Origin of the sequence: Streptomyces sp. NPDC099050 (assembly GCF_044759865.1) — a bacterium.
GTDB lineage: Bacteria > Actinomycetota > Actinomycetes > Streptomycetales > Streptomycetaceae > Streptomyces.
Genome location: NZ_JBIWAE010000001.1, coordinates 442,738 through 456,714 on the forward strand (window position 1 = coordinate 442,738; position 13,977 = coordinate 456,714).

Below are 13,977 nucleotides of genomic sequence, written 5' to 3' on the forward strand. Positions count from 1 at the left end.
GGCTTTTGTGGCAAGGTTGTTCACCAGGGCGGGCGGTAGCCCGTCGTCAGCTTCTCGCCGGTGTGGCGCCACTTGGGCTCCTGGTCGAGGGTGTGCAGGGTGATCGCCCGGAGCCTGCGGATCACGGCGCCGTACGCGCCGCTGGCCTTGGTGGAGACGGTGGCGCCCGGCGGCTTGTCCATGAACGGCATGAACTTGTCCGGGAAGCCCGGCATCGTGCAGGCGATGCAGATGCCGCCCACGTTCGGACAGCCGCCGATGCCGTTCATCCAGCCGCGTTTGGGCACGTTGCACTTGACCACCGGACCCCAACAGCCGATCTTCACGAGGCACTTGGGGGAGTCGTAGGTCTCCGCGAACTCGCCCTGCTCGTAGTAGCCGGCCCGGTCGCACCCCTCGTGCACCGTGCTGCCGAACAGCCACGTGGGCCGCAGCTTGTCGTCCAGCGGGATCATCGGGGCCGAGCCCGCCGCCTGGTAGAGCAGGTAGGTGAGGGTCTCCGAGAAGTTGTCCGGCTGGATCGGGCAGCCCGGCACGCACACGATCGGGATCCCCGCGTGCGACTTCCAGTCCCAGCCCAGGTAGTCGGGCAGGCCCATCGCACCCGTCGGATTGCCCTCCATCGCGTGGATGCCGCCGTACGTGGCGCAGGTGCCGATGGCCACCACGGCCAGCGCCTTGGGCGCCAGCCGGTCGATCCACTCGCTGGTGGTGATGGGCTGGCCGGTCGCCGGATCGTCACCGAACCCGCACCAGTAACCCTCGGCCTTGATCTTCTCGTTGGGGATGGAGCCCTCGACCACCAGCACGAACGGATCGATCTCGCCCCGCTCGCCCTTGAAGAACCACTCGATGAACGTGTCCGCGCCCCCGACGGGACCGCACTCGAAGTCGATCAGCGGCCAGTGCACGGCGATCCGGGGCAGCCCGGGCAGCGTCCCGGTCACGATCTCCTCGATGCTCGGCTGCATCGCGGCGGTCAGGGACACGGAGTCCCCGTCACAACTCAGGCCCGCGTTGATCCAGAGGATGTGGATCAGCGGGTCGTCCGCTGCCGGGTCGTCCGCCACTGGGGCCGGCGTTGCTGCGTCCATGCGGAGGCCTCCTTGGGGAGGGGGAGGGGGAGGAGCGGCGGGGCCCGCAGGGGAGGCCCGTCACCGCGAGGGGCTCATCGGCCCCACCTTTCTTGCTAGCACCGACCGGGGTCCGGTGCCGCGTCGGATACACCCGGTCCGGTGACGGCGACCGGTCGCGCGGGCCGCGGCGCGCCGTGCCGGGCCGGCACGGCGCGCGCGAGGTGCGGCGGCGTCGCGGCCGGGCGCACCTTGCCCACGAAGGCCCGGCGCAGCGCGTGGTACGGGGCCCGCGGGTCGAGGAAGGTCTGCCGCATCCGCTCCAGCTCGGCCGCCCGGTAGGAGGCCAGCGGACGCCGGGCCTCGTCCAGCTCGCGGCGCGCCTTCTTGGCGGCGATCCGGGAGGTGGTGGCGGCGTGTCCGGCCAGGCGCGCGGCGAGCGCCGAGGCCCGCGCCGCGAACTCCCCGGGCGGGCAGTCGACCGTCCGGTCGACCAGGCCCAGCCGCCGGGCCGCCGCGGTGCTGAGCGGCAGGGCTTCCGCCGTGAGGCGCTCCGCGCCTGCCGGGCCGGTCCGGCGCGGCAGGACGTACGTCCAGAACTCCGATCCGTACAGGCCCATGAGCCGGTAGTGCGGATTGAGGACCACACCGGAACGGCACCACACCTCGTCGGCGGCGAGGGCGAGCACCGCTCCGCCGGCGGCCGCGTTGCCGCCCAGCGCCGAGATCACGAGCCGGTCGGTGGTGGTCAGGACGGCCTCCACCAGGTCGTCCATGGCGTTGATGTTGGCCCAGGACTCCTCGCCGGGATCGGCGGCGGCCTCGATGACGCCCAGGTGGATCCCGTTGGAGAAGAAGTCCCGTCCACCGCCGAGCACGAGCACCGAGGTCGGCCTGGCGCAGGCCGCGCGGTAGGCGTCCAGCAGGCGCAGGCAGTGGGCGGTGCTCATCGCACCGCCCGGGAAGGAGAACGACAGGAACCCGGCCCCGCCCTCCTCGTGGTAGCCGATGTCGGACCAGGTACGGGGCCCGGGGCCCGGGCCGGCTTCCGCCGGGGCGGGCAGCTCCGGCAGCTCGGGCAGCAGGTCCCCGAGGGCCAGGGTGGCGGGGAGCTTGGGGGCGGACGGCCGTCCCGGGGCGCGGTGGGCCCGCAGCTCCGGGATCCACACGGCCCCGTCGGCGGTGGCCCGGCAGACCGCTCCCGCCCGGGTCGCCAGCAGTTCGCCGGGACGGCCGCGCAGCCGGTCCTCCGGGTGGCCCCCGTGCAGGTACCAGACGCCGCCCGCCAACTCGTCCCGTACGCCGGGCCGGGAGTCCGCCGCGCGCAGGGTGCGCAGCACCCGCTCGGTCCCGTCCCGCAGCCAGTCGATCCGGCGGTGCTCCTGGCGCAGCAGGGGGCGGGCCAGGCCCCCGTTCTGCGGTTCGGGGACGTACGTTCCGGAGCCGAAGCGGTCCACGGCGAGCAGGACGGCCTCCAGGGCGGCGTCGGCGACCTCGCCCCGGTACCAGACGCTCTTGGACCGGCCCGGGTCCGGACCCGGGCACTCCACCGAGGCCCACACGTCGCCCGCGTCCATCTCCGCATTGGCCTGCAGGACCGTGACGCCCCACCGCGGGACCCCGTCCAGCACGGCCCGGTCGAGGGAGGAGGGCCCCCGGTCCCCGACGGGACCGGGATGCACGATCAGGCAGGTGTGGGCGGACCAGACCTCTTCCGGTACGGCCGAGGTCAGCATCGGCGCGACGATCAGGTCGGGGCGGTGGCGGCCGACGGACGCCGCCAGGTCGACCCCGGGGAGCGCCAGCTCCACGGAGACGCTGTGGCCGTGGTCGCGCAGCTCGGCGTGGACCCGCTGGGTGAGACTGTTGAAGGCGCTCGCGACGAGCAGGACGTGCACGGGGACTCCCTGCGACGGACCCGTGCCGCGGCACGGGGGTGCCCGGTCGGATCGGCGGTGCGGGGCCGGCGCGTGACCGGCCGCCAGAGATGTTTCGCCACGCCCGCCGGCGGGCGTGCGCACCCCGCTGCCCGTGTCACCCGTACGCGCGGTCACACAGGGCCGCTCGGCGGCAGCGGAGGAGGGCCGCGGTGGCGCCCGTGGCCCCCGGTCCACGTCCCCGGTATTGCCGCGGCCCGGCGTCCGCGGCTCCGGCCTGTGGTTCAGGTCCGCGGCCCGCTCGCAGCCCGCTCGGAGGCTGCCGCTCCGGCGACGTCTGCGGCGAGGTGTCTACGGCCCGGCGCCGCGGGTATGCGCGGTACGTCGCGCCTGCCGCCGTGAGGCGGCGACCCGCGCGCCGCGGGCACCCGGACGGTGCCCGGCCGGACGGTCCGGAGGCCCGGGCCGCCGGTTTCCGGACGAACGATCGGACGCACCGTGAGGAATCCGAAGAGCCGCACGCCCACCCGCCCCGGGCCGGCCCCGGGAGGGGCGGCGTCCATGGGGACGCCGCCCCACGACCCGGTGCCGCCCAGCCCGACCCCTGCCCCGGGTCCCGGCCCCGGGCCGCAACCCGGGCCGCTGCCGGGTCCCGTACCGGCACCCGGGCCGGACCCCGTACCTCCGGCGCCTCCGCAGCCCGAGCCCGCCCCGCCGCCCGTACCGCTGCCCGATCGGAATCCTCCGCCGGGGCCCCTCCCGGGACCGGTGCCGGCACCGGAGCCCTTGACCTGAGCCCCTGACCCGGGTCCGTGACCCGAGTCCGACGAGCTGAGTCCGGCCCCGGGAGATCCGTCCCGCTTCGGTGCCCGTGCGGCCCCGTGCCGTGCGATGGGGGGAGCGACGGACCAGCCTGGTTGGACTGACCGGGCGCGCACTTGCCGGAGCTGCCACCCGGGGCCGCGTCCTGGTCTTGGGCGCCGGGTGGCCCGGAGCCGCGGACCCCGGTACGCCTCCCCCGCGCCCCGACGACGGAGTGCGGCCCCCGTCGCAGCCATGAGGGCCGAGGCCGCACCCCGCACCGGGCGCCTACCCAGGCGGGCGCGGTCAACGCCCGGTTTGCGCGGCCCGGAGCGGGGCAGCCGCCCGTCGACCGAGGAGGACAGCCATGGACGAGCAGGGTGGAGCGGGAGGAGTGCCGCTGGAGGGCGGCGGAGAGCAGGATCGGCGCCGCAAGGCGCACTCCGACCGCCGCGACGACACGGGACGCACCGGCCGCCGCGAGGCCACGACCACGCCCGCGGCCGATACGGACGAGGCCAGCCGGCTGGACCGTCCGCAGCAGCCCGTAAAGCCGGGCGGGAAGCCGGGCGGGAAGCCGGGCCGGAAGGGCACGCGGTGGGTGGGGCCGCGCGATGAGTGAGCGCGAGTGACGCCGGGGTCGCACCTGGGCGGGTGGGAGGCGCGCGTGGGATGCTCAAGGAGTGAAGGGCGATGCCGCGCCCGAGGGTGAGGGCGCCGCACCCGAGGTGGTGGCGCTCGCCAGGGTCGTGGCCAGACTCCGGTCGGAAGTCGTCGGCCTGGAAGGCGTCGCCTCGACCACGGCCGTGGTCGAGCGGGCCAAGGGCGTACTCATGGCCCACGCGGGGGTCTCCGCCGACGCGGCGTACGCGTTGCTCCTCCAACGGGCCGCCCGGAGCGGCCGCACCGTCCTGGAAGAGTGCTGGATCACGCTCGGGCAGGTCCGCGTGCGCCGGCCGCGGGGGACCGCCCGGATCTCGTTGCCGGCGGCAGCTTCCACGGCCGCTTCCGGGGTCGCGTCCACTGCCCCGGCCACGGGCCCGGCCACGGGCCCGCAGACCGAGCCGGCTGCCTCGGCCTTCAGCCGTCGCCGCCATGTCGGCGGTCACCACGACCACGACGGCGAGCTGAACGGCCTGCTGGCGCGGGTCGCCGACGGTCTGGCCGCCGCGCACGACGGCGACGGCATCGCGGAGCTGCTGGTGACCGTGCTCGGCGCGGCCACCGGCGTGGACGCGGTGATGATCTACACCATGGCCGCCGCCGGGAGCCTGGATCTGACCGGAAGCGCCGGAATCGACGAGGCCCTGGCCGAGCAGTGGCGCCACATTCCCCCGCTGAGCGGGGTCGCCGCCCTCGAAGCGGTCGCCGGTCGCCGCGCCCTCTGGCTGGAGGACGTCGAACAGGACGCCCGGCGCTACCTGCTGATCGGAGACCCGCCGGAGCGGTGGCCCTCGCGCGCCTGGGTCCCGGTGCCCGGCGAGGGACCTCCCCGGGCGGCCGTCGGGTTCCTGCGCACCCGACCGGGCCCCTTCGCCGCCGACACCCGGGCATTGCTGCGCCAGGCGACCCGGCTGTGCGCGGGGCCCCTGGGGACGCCGGGTCCCCGCGACCCGGAGGGCGCGGCAGCGGCCGTCGGGGACTACGTGCAGGCGGTCCAGCTCATCATGGACACCATGGCCGGCCCCACGACCCTGCTCACCCCGCTGCGGTCGGCGACGGGTGAGGTGGAGGACTACCGCATCGACGCGGCCGCACCCGAGTCCGTGGACGTGGCCGGCCGGCGCGGCAAGGAACTCGTGGGCCGCCGCATCCTGGAGACGTACCCCACCGTGGCGGGCACCGACCTCTGGGAGGGGTACCTCAGGACGCTCACCACCGGAACCAGGTACGAGGGGGAACCCTTCACCTACGAGGAAGTGACCGCGGGCGTCCCCCGGCGGTCCGTCTACTCGGTCCGGGCGTCCAGGCTCGGAGACCACCTGGTCGTGTCGTGGATCTGCCATGACACCAGCCAGCGCGAGACCCGCCGGCTGGCCGACATGCAGCGCCTCGGCAACCTCGGCTGGGCGGGCTGGAACCTGGTCACCGACACCGTCACCTGGTCAGAACAGGTCTATGCGATCTTCGACCGTGATCCGGGCCGGGGGCCGATGCCGCTGGAGGAACTCCCGGGTCACGTCGTCGCCGAGGACCTCCAGCAGCTGGGCGCGGCCGTCGAGCGGCTGCTGAGCGAGGGGCAGGCCGTCGACCAGCCGTTCCGGATCACCACCCGGCGCGGAGTGCGCCATCTGCGGATCGTCGCCGAGGCCCAGACGGACGCCGACGGCACACCCGTCGAGGTGCACGGCTTCTTCCAGGACCTGACCACGCAGCACGACGTCGAGGTCGCGCTGCAGGAGAGCGAGCGGGCCGTCCTGTTCCAGCGGGGCATGCTCCAGGCCGAACGCGCTCTCGCCGCGAGCCTCCAGGACACCCTGCTGCCGATCCCCGAGCAGTCCCTGGAACTGGCCGGCCTGTGCGTCGACGTGGCCTACGTCCCCGCCGACAGCGGGATCAACGTGGGCGGCGACTGGTACAGCGCCATAGAACTCCCCGACGAGAGCGCCCTGTTCGTCGTCGGGGACGTGGCCGGCCACGGGCTGGCCGCCGTCGGGACCATGGCCCAGCTCCGGTTCACGACCAAGGGCATGACGGTCACCGGATCGCCCCTGCCCGACGTCCTGCGGCGGCTCAACACCCTGCTGCTGCACAACGGTTCGGACCCGTCCGGCAGTGCCACCGCCACCATGGTCATGGCCCGCTACCGGCCCTGGGACCGGCGGCTCATCTGGGTACGGGCGGGCCACCTGCCGCCCCTGCTGGTCCGCGGCGACCGGGCGGAGTTCCTGGAACAGCCCCGGGGCGCCCTGCTCGGCGCGTCCTTCGAAGCCTCCTACGAGCAGGCCTCCATTCACCTGCTGCCCGGCGACGACCTGCTCTTCTACACCGACGGGCTCGTGGAGGAACCGGGTGAGGACATCGAGACCGGCCTCGGCCGCCTCGCGGAGACGGCGGTGCGGCTCCTCCGGGAGGGCCGCGGTGAAACCCTCGCCCGTACGCTCGCCGCGCTGTGCGCGGCGCACCGTGACGACATCTGCGTCCTGCACGTCCACGTCCCGGACGCGGAGGCACCGGAGGAGGAGGCCCCGGGCGCGGCGGCACCGGAAGGCGATGTTCCGTAAAAAAGGGGTCAGCCTTCCCCCGTGCGGGTATATCCCCTCCTGAAGACCACGACGGTTCCCGCCGCCCGCTCGGGGCGGCCGGTGCCCACCAATCCGTCGGAGGAACCTCATGGCACCCGTTTCCAGCGAGACCGCGGATCTGCTCCACACCGACCTCCGCAGCGAGACGCCCGATGTTCCGGAGGACCCGCTCTCCGTGAGCACCGGCGAGGCGCGGACCCTGTCCGTCGCGCTCTTTCGACGCCTGAAGGAGCTGAGCGAAGGCACGCCGGAGTACTCGTACGTGCGCAATACGCTCGTCGAGCTCAACCTCAGCCTGGTGAAGTACGCGGCACGCCGGTTCCGCAACCGGTCCGAGCCGCTGGAGGACATCGTCCAGGTCGGCACGGTGGGCCTGATCAAGGCCATCAACCGGTACGACGTCGAGCGCGGGGTCGAGTTCACCACGTTCGCCATTCCCACCATCACCGGCGAGATGAAGCGGTTCTTCCGTGACACCAGCTGGTCCGTGAAGGTCCCGCGGCGCCTCCAGGAACTCCGTCTCGACATCGCCAAGACGTACGACGTGCTCGAACAGAGCCTCGGACGGCACCCCACCGACCTGGAACTGGCCCAGCGGCTCGGCATCACCACGGAGGCACTGGACGAGGGCCGCCGGGCGGCCAACGGCTACATGGCGGGATCCCTGGACGCTCCGGCAGGACCCGAGGCGGACGCCGGCCCCCGGGGGCTGCCGCTGGGCGAGGAGGAGGCGGCGTACGACCGGATCGAATGTCTGGAGACGCTGAAGCCGCTGCTCGCCACGCTCAGTGACCGCGACCGGCAGATCCTCTCGCTGCGTTTCGGTCAGGAGCTGAACCAGTCCGAGATCGGAGAGCGGCTCGGCCTCTCCCAGATGCACGTCTCACGACTGCTGAGCCGCATCATGGCCAGGCTGCGGACGGGAATGCTGGAGGACGACCCCGAGTACGGGGCCGAGGGCGCGGGCCCGGCGGAAACGGGCTGACCCGTTCGGCCGCCTCCGTCAACCGACCCGTTCGACCGGCCGCGGTGCGCTCACGCCGGGCGGGGAGACCGGCCCGGTGTCCGGGAGGGGATGTCGCCGTTCTCCCGTAGGGCCCGTGGAGTGGCGACCTCCACCCAGACGCACTTCCCGCCGTTGTCGACCGGATCCGCCCCCCACGCGCCGGCCAGCCGCTTCACGATGAGCAGTCCGTGGCCGCCGGGCCGGGCCGGGTCGGCCGGGAACCGGTAGACGGGCACGACCGGGCTGGGGTCCGTGACCTCGATGCGCAGCCGCTCCGCGGTGTAGCGCAGGAGCAGTGACTCCGGCCCGCCCGCGTGCATGCAGGCGTTGGCCACCACTTCCGACACGAGGAGCAGGACGTCGTCCGCGGCTTCGGCCGTCTCGTCCTCGCCTGCGTGCCCGTACGCGAGACCGCCGGCGCCGCTGCCGGCTCCCGGCAGCCACTGCCACTCGGTGAGGGCCCGGCGGGTGAAGTCGCGGCAGAGGCCGACGACGTCCGTGGTGCCGTGCAACAGCAGACGCCGGGTCCACTCCGATGACCGGCGTTCGCTCATCCGTGTGCCTCCGCTATGTGTGCCGGTGGCTCGCCATAGCCGCCTCCACATCGGGGTGCTGCGGAAAGAGCCCGTCGGCGCCGGTGACGTGGAACATGCGTGCGACCGGCCGGTGCAGGCCGATCAGTTCGAGGCTGCCGCCCGTTTCCCGGGCCGCGAGCCGGCTGTGCAACAACACGTTCAATCCTGTGGAATCGCAGAACGCCAGCCCGCTGACATCGACCAGCAGGCGCCGTTCACCGCCCGCCCGCGCGGCTTCGAGAGCCGCTCGCAAGGGCTCCGCGGTGTCGTGGTCGAGCTCTCCGGCCAGGGCCAGGACGGTGGCCCCGCCGAGGGGCCGCACCTCGACCGCGAAGCGGTCATCGTCCGTCGGGGGCATCACGTACCCCCTTCCCCGGAGGTTCGGGTCTCGACAACGGGTATGTCCGGCGCCTACCCCGTCACGGGTCGCCAAACCCGGGCGGGGCGGTGTCGATGGGGAAGAGGGGGAGGGAGTCGGTGATCTCCAGCAGCCGCAGCATCTGGGCGCTCGGCGCTGCCAGACGCAGCGTGTGGCCCGACTCCTCGGCCTGCAGGCGGGCCCGGAGCAGCAGGTTCAGTCCGGCGGAATCGCAGAAGGAGAGCCCGCTGAGGTCGACGACGATGTCGGTGGGACCGCCCGCGCGGGTGACCGCCTCGAGCAGCAGGGCGCGCACCTCGTCGACCCGGCTGATGTCCATCTCGCCCGATACGCGCACCACGGCCGCCTCCGCGGAAGAGGGAGGCGGCCCGGCTGGATCGTGCTCACCGCGCTCGTGCGGCATCCTCAGCGCTGGCCCTTGGCCTTCTTCATCTTGTTCGCGGCGTCGGAGGCCATTTCCTCGGCCTTGCCGGCCATCCGCTCGGTGCTGCCCTCCGCCTGCATGCGCTTGTCGTCCATCGTGTCGCCGAGGGTCTCCTTGAGCTTCCCCTTGGCCTGCTTCGCCTTCGCCTTCGCCTTGCTCATGACGTGCTCTTCCTTCCTGAGGGGGTACTGCTGCCACCATGCGGCAGGGGACGGCGGCCTGCAATCCGTGGCGAATCGTCCGCTGTTTCGGCTGCCCGGTGCGGTGGGAGCAGGCAGGACACCTCCTCGGCAGGGCGCGGCGGGCCGCGCTCGCTCCGGGGTGCGGGGGCCGATGCACGACAGCGCCAAGCGGGGCGATCCGCCCGGCGGTTGTCCCGTGGACACGGCCGGGCCGAAGCGCGAACCCGTCTACTGACGGCGACTCACATGCCGATGTCGCGGGTGCGGCACCAGCCGATCGCGAGCCGGCCGAGCCGGACGAGGGTGCTCACCCAGACGGCGGCGAAGGCCCATATCGGCGGGGTGAGGACGTGGCGAGCCGGTCGGCAAACAGGTCCTGCTCCGCGGCCCTACGGGTGACGAGCGGCCGAGGCGAACCCGATGCATTCGACGTCGATCTGATCGGCGAGTTCGGTCAGCACGCCCGCCAAGTCCCGGACGGTCCGCTCGTCGCCGCGCATCTCACCGGTGTGCTCCGATTCCAGCCAGTCGGCCGCGAGTCGGCGCAAGAGGTCGGTGACGTGATCGGCGGGGATCAGCAGGGCGCCGTCATCCGCGGGTATCAGCGGTATGGATATCTGGATCATGGAACCGTCTCCAGGGAAACGTCCGCGCGTGTCCACGCGTGTGGGGCGCGGCCACGCGTGGCGGGCGCGCCCGGGCGCGCCCGCGCTACCAATAGTGCCGCCGCCCTCCGACGGCGTGTCCGACGGATCCGAGCACCCACAGGACGACCCCGATGACGACGAGGATGATTCCCAGCGTCCACAGGATCGAAATCCCGAGGAGCCAGCCGACGATCAACAGGACTATGCCAAGCGCGATCATGATGTTCTCCCATCTCGCAGGCTGCTTCTGCCCCGATCCCGTGCCGGAATGCGGGGGGCGGCGGCCCAGTCCGGTGAGGAGGTTGCGGGCGCCCGGGGCCACCGATTCCGCGCCCGTAAGTATCTTGACGTCAAGATTGATCTCGGGCAGGCTTCCGTTGGTATCTCGATGTCGAGATACTTTCGCGGGGGTTCGGAGGCCATGGGATGCGGCGGCGCGGTACGGGGATCCGGAAAGGTTCGTACGGGTGGTGGGGGCGGCCGGGGCGGGCGCGGAAGCCGCGACGGCCGGGCCTGGTGGCCCAGTTGCGGCGGCCGCCGGGGGGCCGGGACGCCAGGATCATGCTGCTCGCCCTGCTCCTCGACCGCACCGGAACGGGCCTGTGGGCCGCCTCCTCGGTCCTCTACTTCACCTTCGTCCTCGGCCTGGACGCCGGCCGGATCGGCCTCCTGCTGGGCGCCGCGGCCGTGGCGGGCATCGCCGGATCGCCCCTGGCGGGGCACCTGGCCGGCCGGTTCCCGGTGCGCTCCCTGCTGATCGGCTGTCACCTGCTGCGCCTGGGAACCCTCGGCACCCTGCTCGTGGTCACCCGCTTCGACGTGCTCCTGCCCCTGGTCGCCGTCACCTGCCTCGGGGACCGGGCGGCCAAGGCGCTGGAGATGCTCTTCGCCACGCGGGTGGCGGGCGAACGGCGCGGCACCTACCAGGCGCTGGCGCGCAGTTCCGCGAACGCCGGTTACGCGGTGGGCGCGGGCATCGCCGCGGCCGGTCTCGTGGTCGGGACCCCGGAGGCCTACCGGGCACTGATCCTGGCCAACGCGCTGTCGTTCCTCGCGGCGGCCGCGCTGGTCCGGCGCACCCGGGAGCCGCGCGCCGAGGGGCGGGTGGCCGCGGCCGGCGCGGGAGCGGAGACCGGGACCGTGGCGGCCGGGACCGTGGCGGCCGGGACCGGGGTGGCTGGCGTCGGGGTGGCTGGGGTCGGGGTGGCTGGCGTCGGGGTGGCTGGCGTCGGGCCGGCCGGTGATGGCGATCCCGGCCGGACGCGGGCGCCGAGCCCGTGGCGGGACCGCGGCTACCTGCGCTTCGTCCTGCTCGACATCCCGATGAGCCTCGACGACTCGGTCCTGGCCGTCGGACTGCCGCTGTGGCTGGTGGCCCACACCGACGCGCCGCACGCCCTGGTCCCGGCCTTCCTCGTCATCAACACCGTGCTGGTCGTCGTCCTCCAGCTCCGCGTCTCGGCGAGGTTCGAACAACCCCGGCAAGCCGCGGCGGCGGTATCCGTGTACGGGCTGACGATGCTCGTGTGCTGCCTCCTGCTGGCGCTCAGCGCCGGGACCGGGGCGGTGGCCGCGTCGGTGGTGCTGCTCGCCGCGGCGGGGCTGGTCACGGGGGCGGAACTGCTGCGGTCGGTGAGTTCCTGGGAGCTGGCGGTCTCGCTCGCCCCCGAGGAGGCGCGGGCCTCGTACCTGGGAGTGGCGGGCATGGCCATGTCCGTCCAGAAGTCGGCCGGTCCGCTGCTCCTGACCGGCGTGGTGATGACGGCCGGGCCGGCGGGCTGGCTGGCCCTCGGTGCGGGGATCGCGGTCCTGTCGGTGGTCCAGCGGCGCTCCGCGGTCCGCCGCCTGGACACCGTGCTCACCCCGCCCGTGCCGGCCCCGCCCGCGCTCACCCCGCCCACCGCGCCCGCACCCGTCCCGCCCGCGGCTGACGCCGCTCCCGCGGGCTGAAACCGCGTACTCCGGAGCCGGCGGGCGCCGGGGTACGCGTGCGTACGGCTCAGGCCCGGGCGGCCGGACCGTCCATCGTCCAGGCGGAGTGGTGTGCGGTGAACCCGACGTGCGGGTAGTAGTCCACGGCCGCCGGGGCCGCGAGCAGGATCAGTTTGGCCTGCGGCGCGGCCTCCCGGGTGGCGCGGATGAGGTCCTTGCCCACGCCCTTGCCCTGGTAGGCGGAGTCGACGGCGAGGTCGCTGAGGTAGGTGGAGTACGCGCCGTCGGTGATCGAGCGGGAGATCCCGATGAGCCGGCCGTCCTCGTCGCGGGCGACGATGACCAGGTTGGCGCCGGCGAGCATCCGGGTGAAGCGCTGGGTGTCCTCTACGGGGCGGCGTTCGGCGAGGGTGGACGCCCGGTAAAGGGCGGCCGCCTCCTCCACGTTGAGGGCGCCGCCGATGACCTGTTCACACTTCCACATGCTGGTGCTGCTCCCTGCTGAGTCGTTCGCTGAGTTCTTCGAGTCGGGACTTGAGGTGGTTCCGGTTGGCCGGGAACCGCCGGGGGCGAGGAGGCCGGCGGGGACGGAGACCCCCGGGGGAAGCCAGGGCATCGGCCAATGGAACCGTTGTACGCCGTTTCGTCGGCAGCCGCCCGGACCAGCCGGTACGCCTGCCCGCGTTCCGTGCCCTCGGCGACCGGGCCCAGCTCCCGGATCCGCTCGACGGCGGGCACCGGAGCCCGCCGGATGTCGGCCGGCGCCTCGTCCGGCACGACTCCGAGCCCGGCACGACTCCGAGCCCGGCCTGCGCCGTGCCGGCGAGCATTGCCGCATTGCCGCATTGCCGCATGGGATTACGCGATTACGGAATTACCGCATCGAGGCTCCGGCGAGCGAGAGGAGGTGACGCTCCAGGACCGCCGCCACGCCGTCCTCGTCGTTGCCGGTGGTGATCTCGTCCGCGACCGCCTTGAGGCTGTCGTGGGCGTTGGCCATGGCGACCGAGCGGCCCGCCCAGGCGAACATGGGGATGTCGTTGGGCATGTCACCGAAGGCGATGGTGCTTTCGGCCGTCACGCCCAGCGCCTGCGCGGCCAGGGCCAGTCCGGTCGCCTTCGACAGGCCGAGGGGGAGCAGCTCCACGCAGGTCGGGCCGGCCATCACCACGGTGACGAGGTCACCCACCGCCTCCCGGGCGGCCTCGGTGAGCTCGTCGTCCGTCAGGTGCGGGTGCTGGATCTGGACCTTCCCGATCGGCCGGTCCCACAGCCGGGCGGCGTCGTGGACCCGCTCGATCCCGGTCGAGGCCATCGGCGGGAGGGGGAACCCGGGGCCCACGAGGATGGGATCGGCCAGTTCCAGGGGCATCACCGCCACCGACAGCGGACCGGTACGGGCCTCCACCAGGGCCACCACCTGCGCCGCGAGCTCGCGGTCGAGGGGGACCGACGAGACGAGCGCGTCCTGCCCGGCGTCGTAGAGCTGGCCGCCCTGACCGCAGACGGCCAGTCCCCGGTAACCGATTTCGGCCAGCGTGGGCCTGGTCCACTGGGCGACCCGCCCGGTCACGACCACGTGCCGGGCCCCGGCCGCGACGGCGGCGGCGAGGGCGGCCGTGGTGCGCGCGGAGACGGTGTGGTCGCTGCGTACGAGGGTGCCGTCGAGGTCGGTGGCGATCAACTGGTAGGGGAAGCGGGGCATGGAAGGGGTCTCCTGAGTGGGGGGAGTTCGGAAGGGGTCGGTGGTCGGGGGTCGGGACGGGGGAGGTCGCCCCGGCCCGCTCGCGGGGGCCGCGCCGGGGGAACGCCGCGGGGCCGCCGGCCGTCCGCCGG

At 73.6% G+C, this 13,977-nt stretch carries 14 protein-coding genes; 4 read left to right on the forward strand and 10 right to left on the reverse strand.

The window, feature by feature from the left end:
• Positions 1-20: 20 nt before the first annotated feature.
• Together ACIQV3_RS01960 and ACIQV3_RS01965 are read right to left on the reverse strand one after the other, a co-directional pair.
• Entirely contained in the window at positions 21-1,094 is a 1,074-nt protein-coding gene (locus ACIQV3_RS01960; RefSeq protein WP_403708745.1) for a hydrogenase expression protein HypE, read from the reverse strand.
• Positions 1,095-1,189: 95 nt separating this feature from the next.
• On the reverse strand, positions 1,190-2,971 hold the full coding sequence (locus tag ACIQV3_RS01965) for an enoyl-CoA hydratase-related protein (protein ID WP_403708747.1): 1,782 nt from the start codon (positions 2,969-2,971) through the stop codon (positions 1,190-1,192).
• A gap of 1,147 nt (positions 2,972-4,118) precedes the next feature.
• Here ACIQV3_RS01965 and ACIQV3_RS01970 point away from each other — a divergent pair.
• The 3 genes from ACIQV3_RS01970 (at position 4,119) to ACIQV3_RS01980 (ending at position 7,981) form a co-directional block, all read left to right on the forward strand.
• Positions 4,119-4,373: a hypothetical protein gene (locus ACIQV3_RS01970; RefSeq protein WP_403708749.1), complete on the forward strand. Its 255-nt coding sequence runs from the start codon at positions 4,119-4,121 to the stop codon at positions 4,371-4,373.
• Between the two features lie 61 nt (positions 4,374-4,434).
• Positions 4,435-6,975, forward strand: coding sequence for a SpoIIE family protein phosphatase (locus tag ACIQV3_RS01975; protein ID WP_403708751.1), 2,541 nt, complete (start codon positions 4,435-4,437; stop codon positions 6,973-6,975).
• 109 nt (positions 6,976-7,084) lie between these two features.
• Positions 7,085-7,981, forward strand: coding sequence for a SigB/SigF/SigG family RNA polymerase sigma factor (locus tag ACIQV3_RS01980; RefSeq protein ID WP_403708753.1), 897 nt, complete (start codon positions 7,085-7,087; stop codon positions 7,979-7,981).
• A 50-nt stretch (positions 7,982-8,031) separates the two neighbouring features.
• On the opposite strand, the gene ACIQV3_RS01985 is transcribed toward ACIQV3_RS01980, so the two are convergent.
• The 6 genes from ACIQV3_RS01985 to ACIQV3_RS02010 form a co-directional block, all read right to left on the reverse strand.
• The gene (locus tag ACIQV3_RS01985) at positions 8,032-8,556 is read right to left on the reverse strand and encodes an ATP-binding protein (RefSeq protein WP_403708755.1); all 525 of its coding nucleotides are present in this window, start codon (positions 8,554-8,556) and stop codon (positions 8,032-8,034) included.
• 13 nt (positions 8,557-8,569) lie between these two features.
• The gene (locus tag ACIQV3_RS01990; protein ID WP_403708757.1) at positions 8,570-8,935 is read right to left on the reverse strand and encodes an STAS domain-containing protein; all 366 of its coding nucleotides are present in this window, start codon (positions 8,933-8,935) and stop codon (positions 8,570-8,572) included.
• 61 nt (positions 8,936-8,996) lie between these two features.
• Positions 8,997-9,296 carry an STAS domain-containing protein gene (locus ACIQV3_RS01995; RefSeq protein WP_403708759.1) on the reverse strand — a complete coding sequence of 100 codons (300 nt, stop codon included), beginning with the start codon at positions 9,294-9,296 and terminating at the stop codon, positions 8,997-8,999.
• A 65-nt stretch (positions 9,297-9,361) separates the two neighbouring features.
• Positions 9,362-9,541, reverse strand: a complete 180-nt coding sequence (locus ACIQV3_RS02000) for a CsbD family protein (RefSeq protein ID WP_266875263.1) — start codon at positions 9,539-9,541, stop codon at positions 9,362-9,364.
• 410 nt (positions 9,542-9,951) lie between these two features.
• Positions 9,952-10,188, reverse strand: coding sequence for a DUF6213 family protein (locus ACIQV3_RS02005; RefSeq protein WP_403708761.1), 237 nt, complete (start codon positions 10,186-10,188; stop codon positions 9,952-9,954).
• 85 nt (positions 10,189-10,273) lie between these two features.
• Positions 10,274-10,429 (reverse strand): DUF6131 family protein, encoded by a 156-nt coding sequence (locus tag ACIQV3_RS02010; RefSeq protein ID WP_266875260.1) that lies wholly within the window; start codon positions 10,427-10,429, stop codon positions 10,274-10,276.
• Between the two features lie 341 nt (positions 10,430-10,770).
• On the opposite strand from ACIQV3_RS02010, the gene ACIQV3_RS02015 reads away from it, so the two are divergent.
• On the forward strand, positions 10,771-12,159 hold the full coding sequence (locus ACIQV3_RS02015; RefSeq protein ID WP_403708763.1) for an MFS transporter: 1,389 nt from the start codon (positions 10,771-10,773) through the stop codon (positions 12,157-12,159).
• Positions 12,160-12,208: 49 nt separating this feature from the next.
• Here ACIQV3_RS02015 and ACIQV3_RS02020 read toward each other — a convergent pair whose 3' ends face one another.
• Together ACIQV3_RS02020 and ACIQV3_RS02025 are read right to left on the reverse strand one after the other, a co-directional pair.
• Complete coding sequence (locus ACIQV3_RS02020) at positions 12,209-12,625, reverse strand: GNAT family N-acetyltransferase (protein WP_403708765.1); 417 nt, start codon at positions 12,623-12,625, stop codon at positions 12,209-12,211.
• A gap of 390 nt (positions 12,626-13,015) precedes the next feature.
• The gene (locus ACIQV3_RS02025) at positions 13,016-13,846 is read right to left on the reverse strand and encodes an HAD family hydrolase (protein WP_403708767.1); all 831 of its coding nucleotides are present in this window, start codon (positions 13,844-13,846) and stop codon (positions 13,016-13,018) included.
• Between the last annotated feature and the right edge of the window lie 131 nt (positions 13,847-13,977).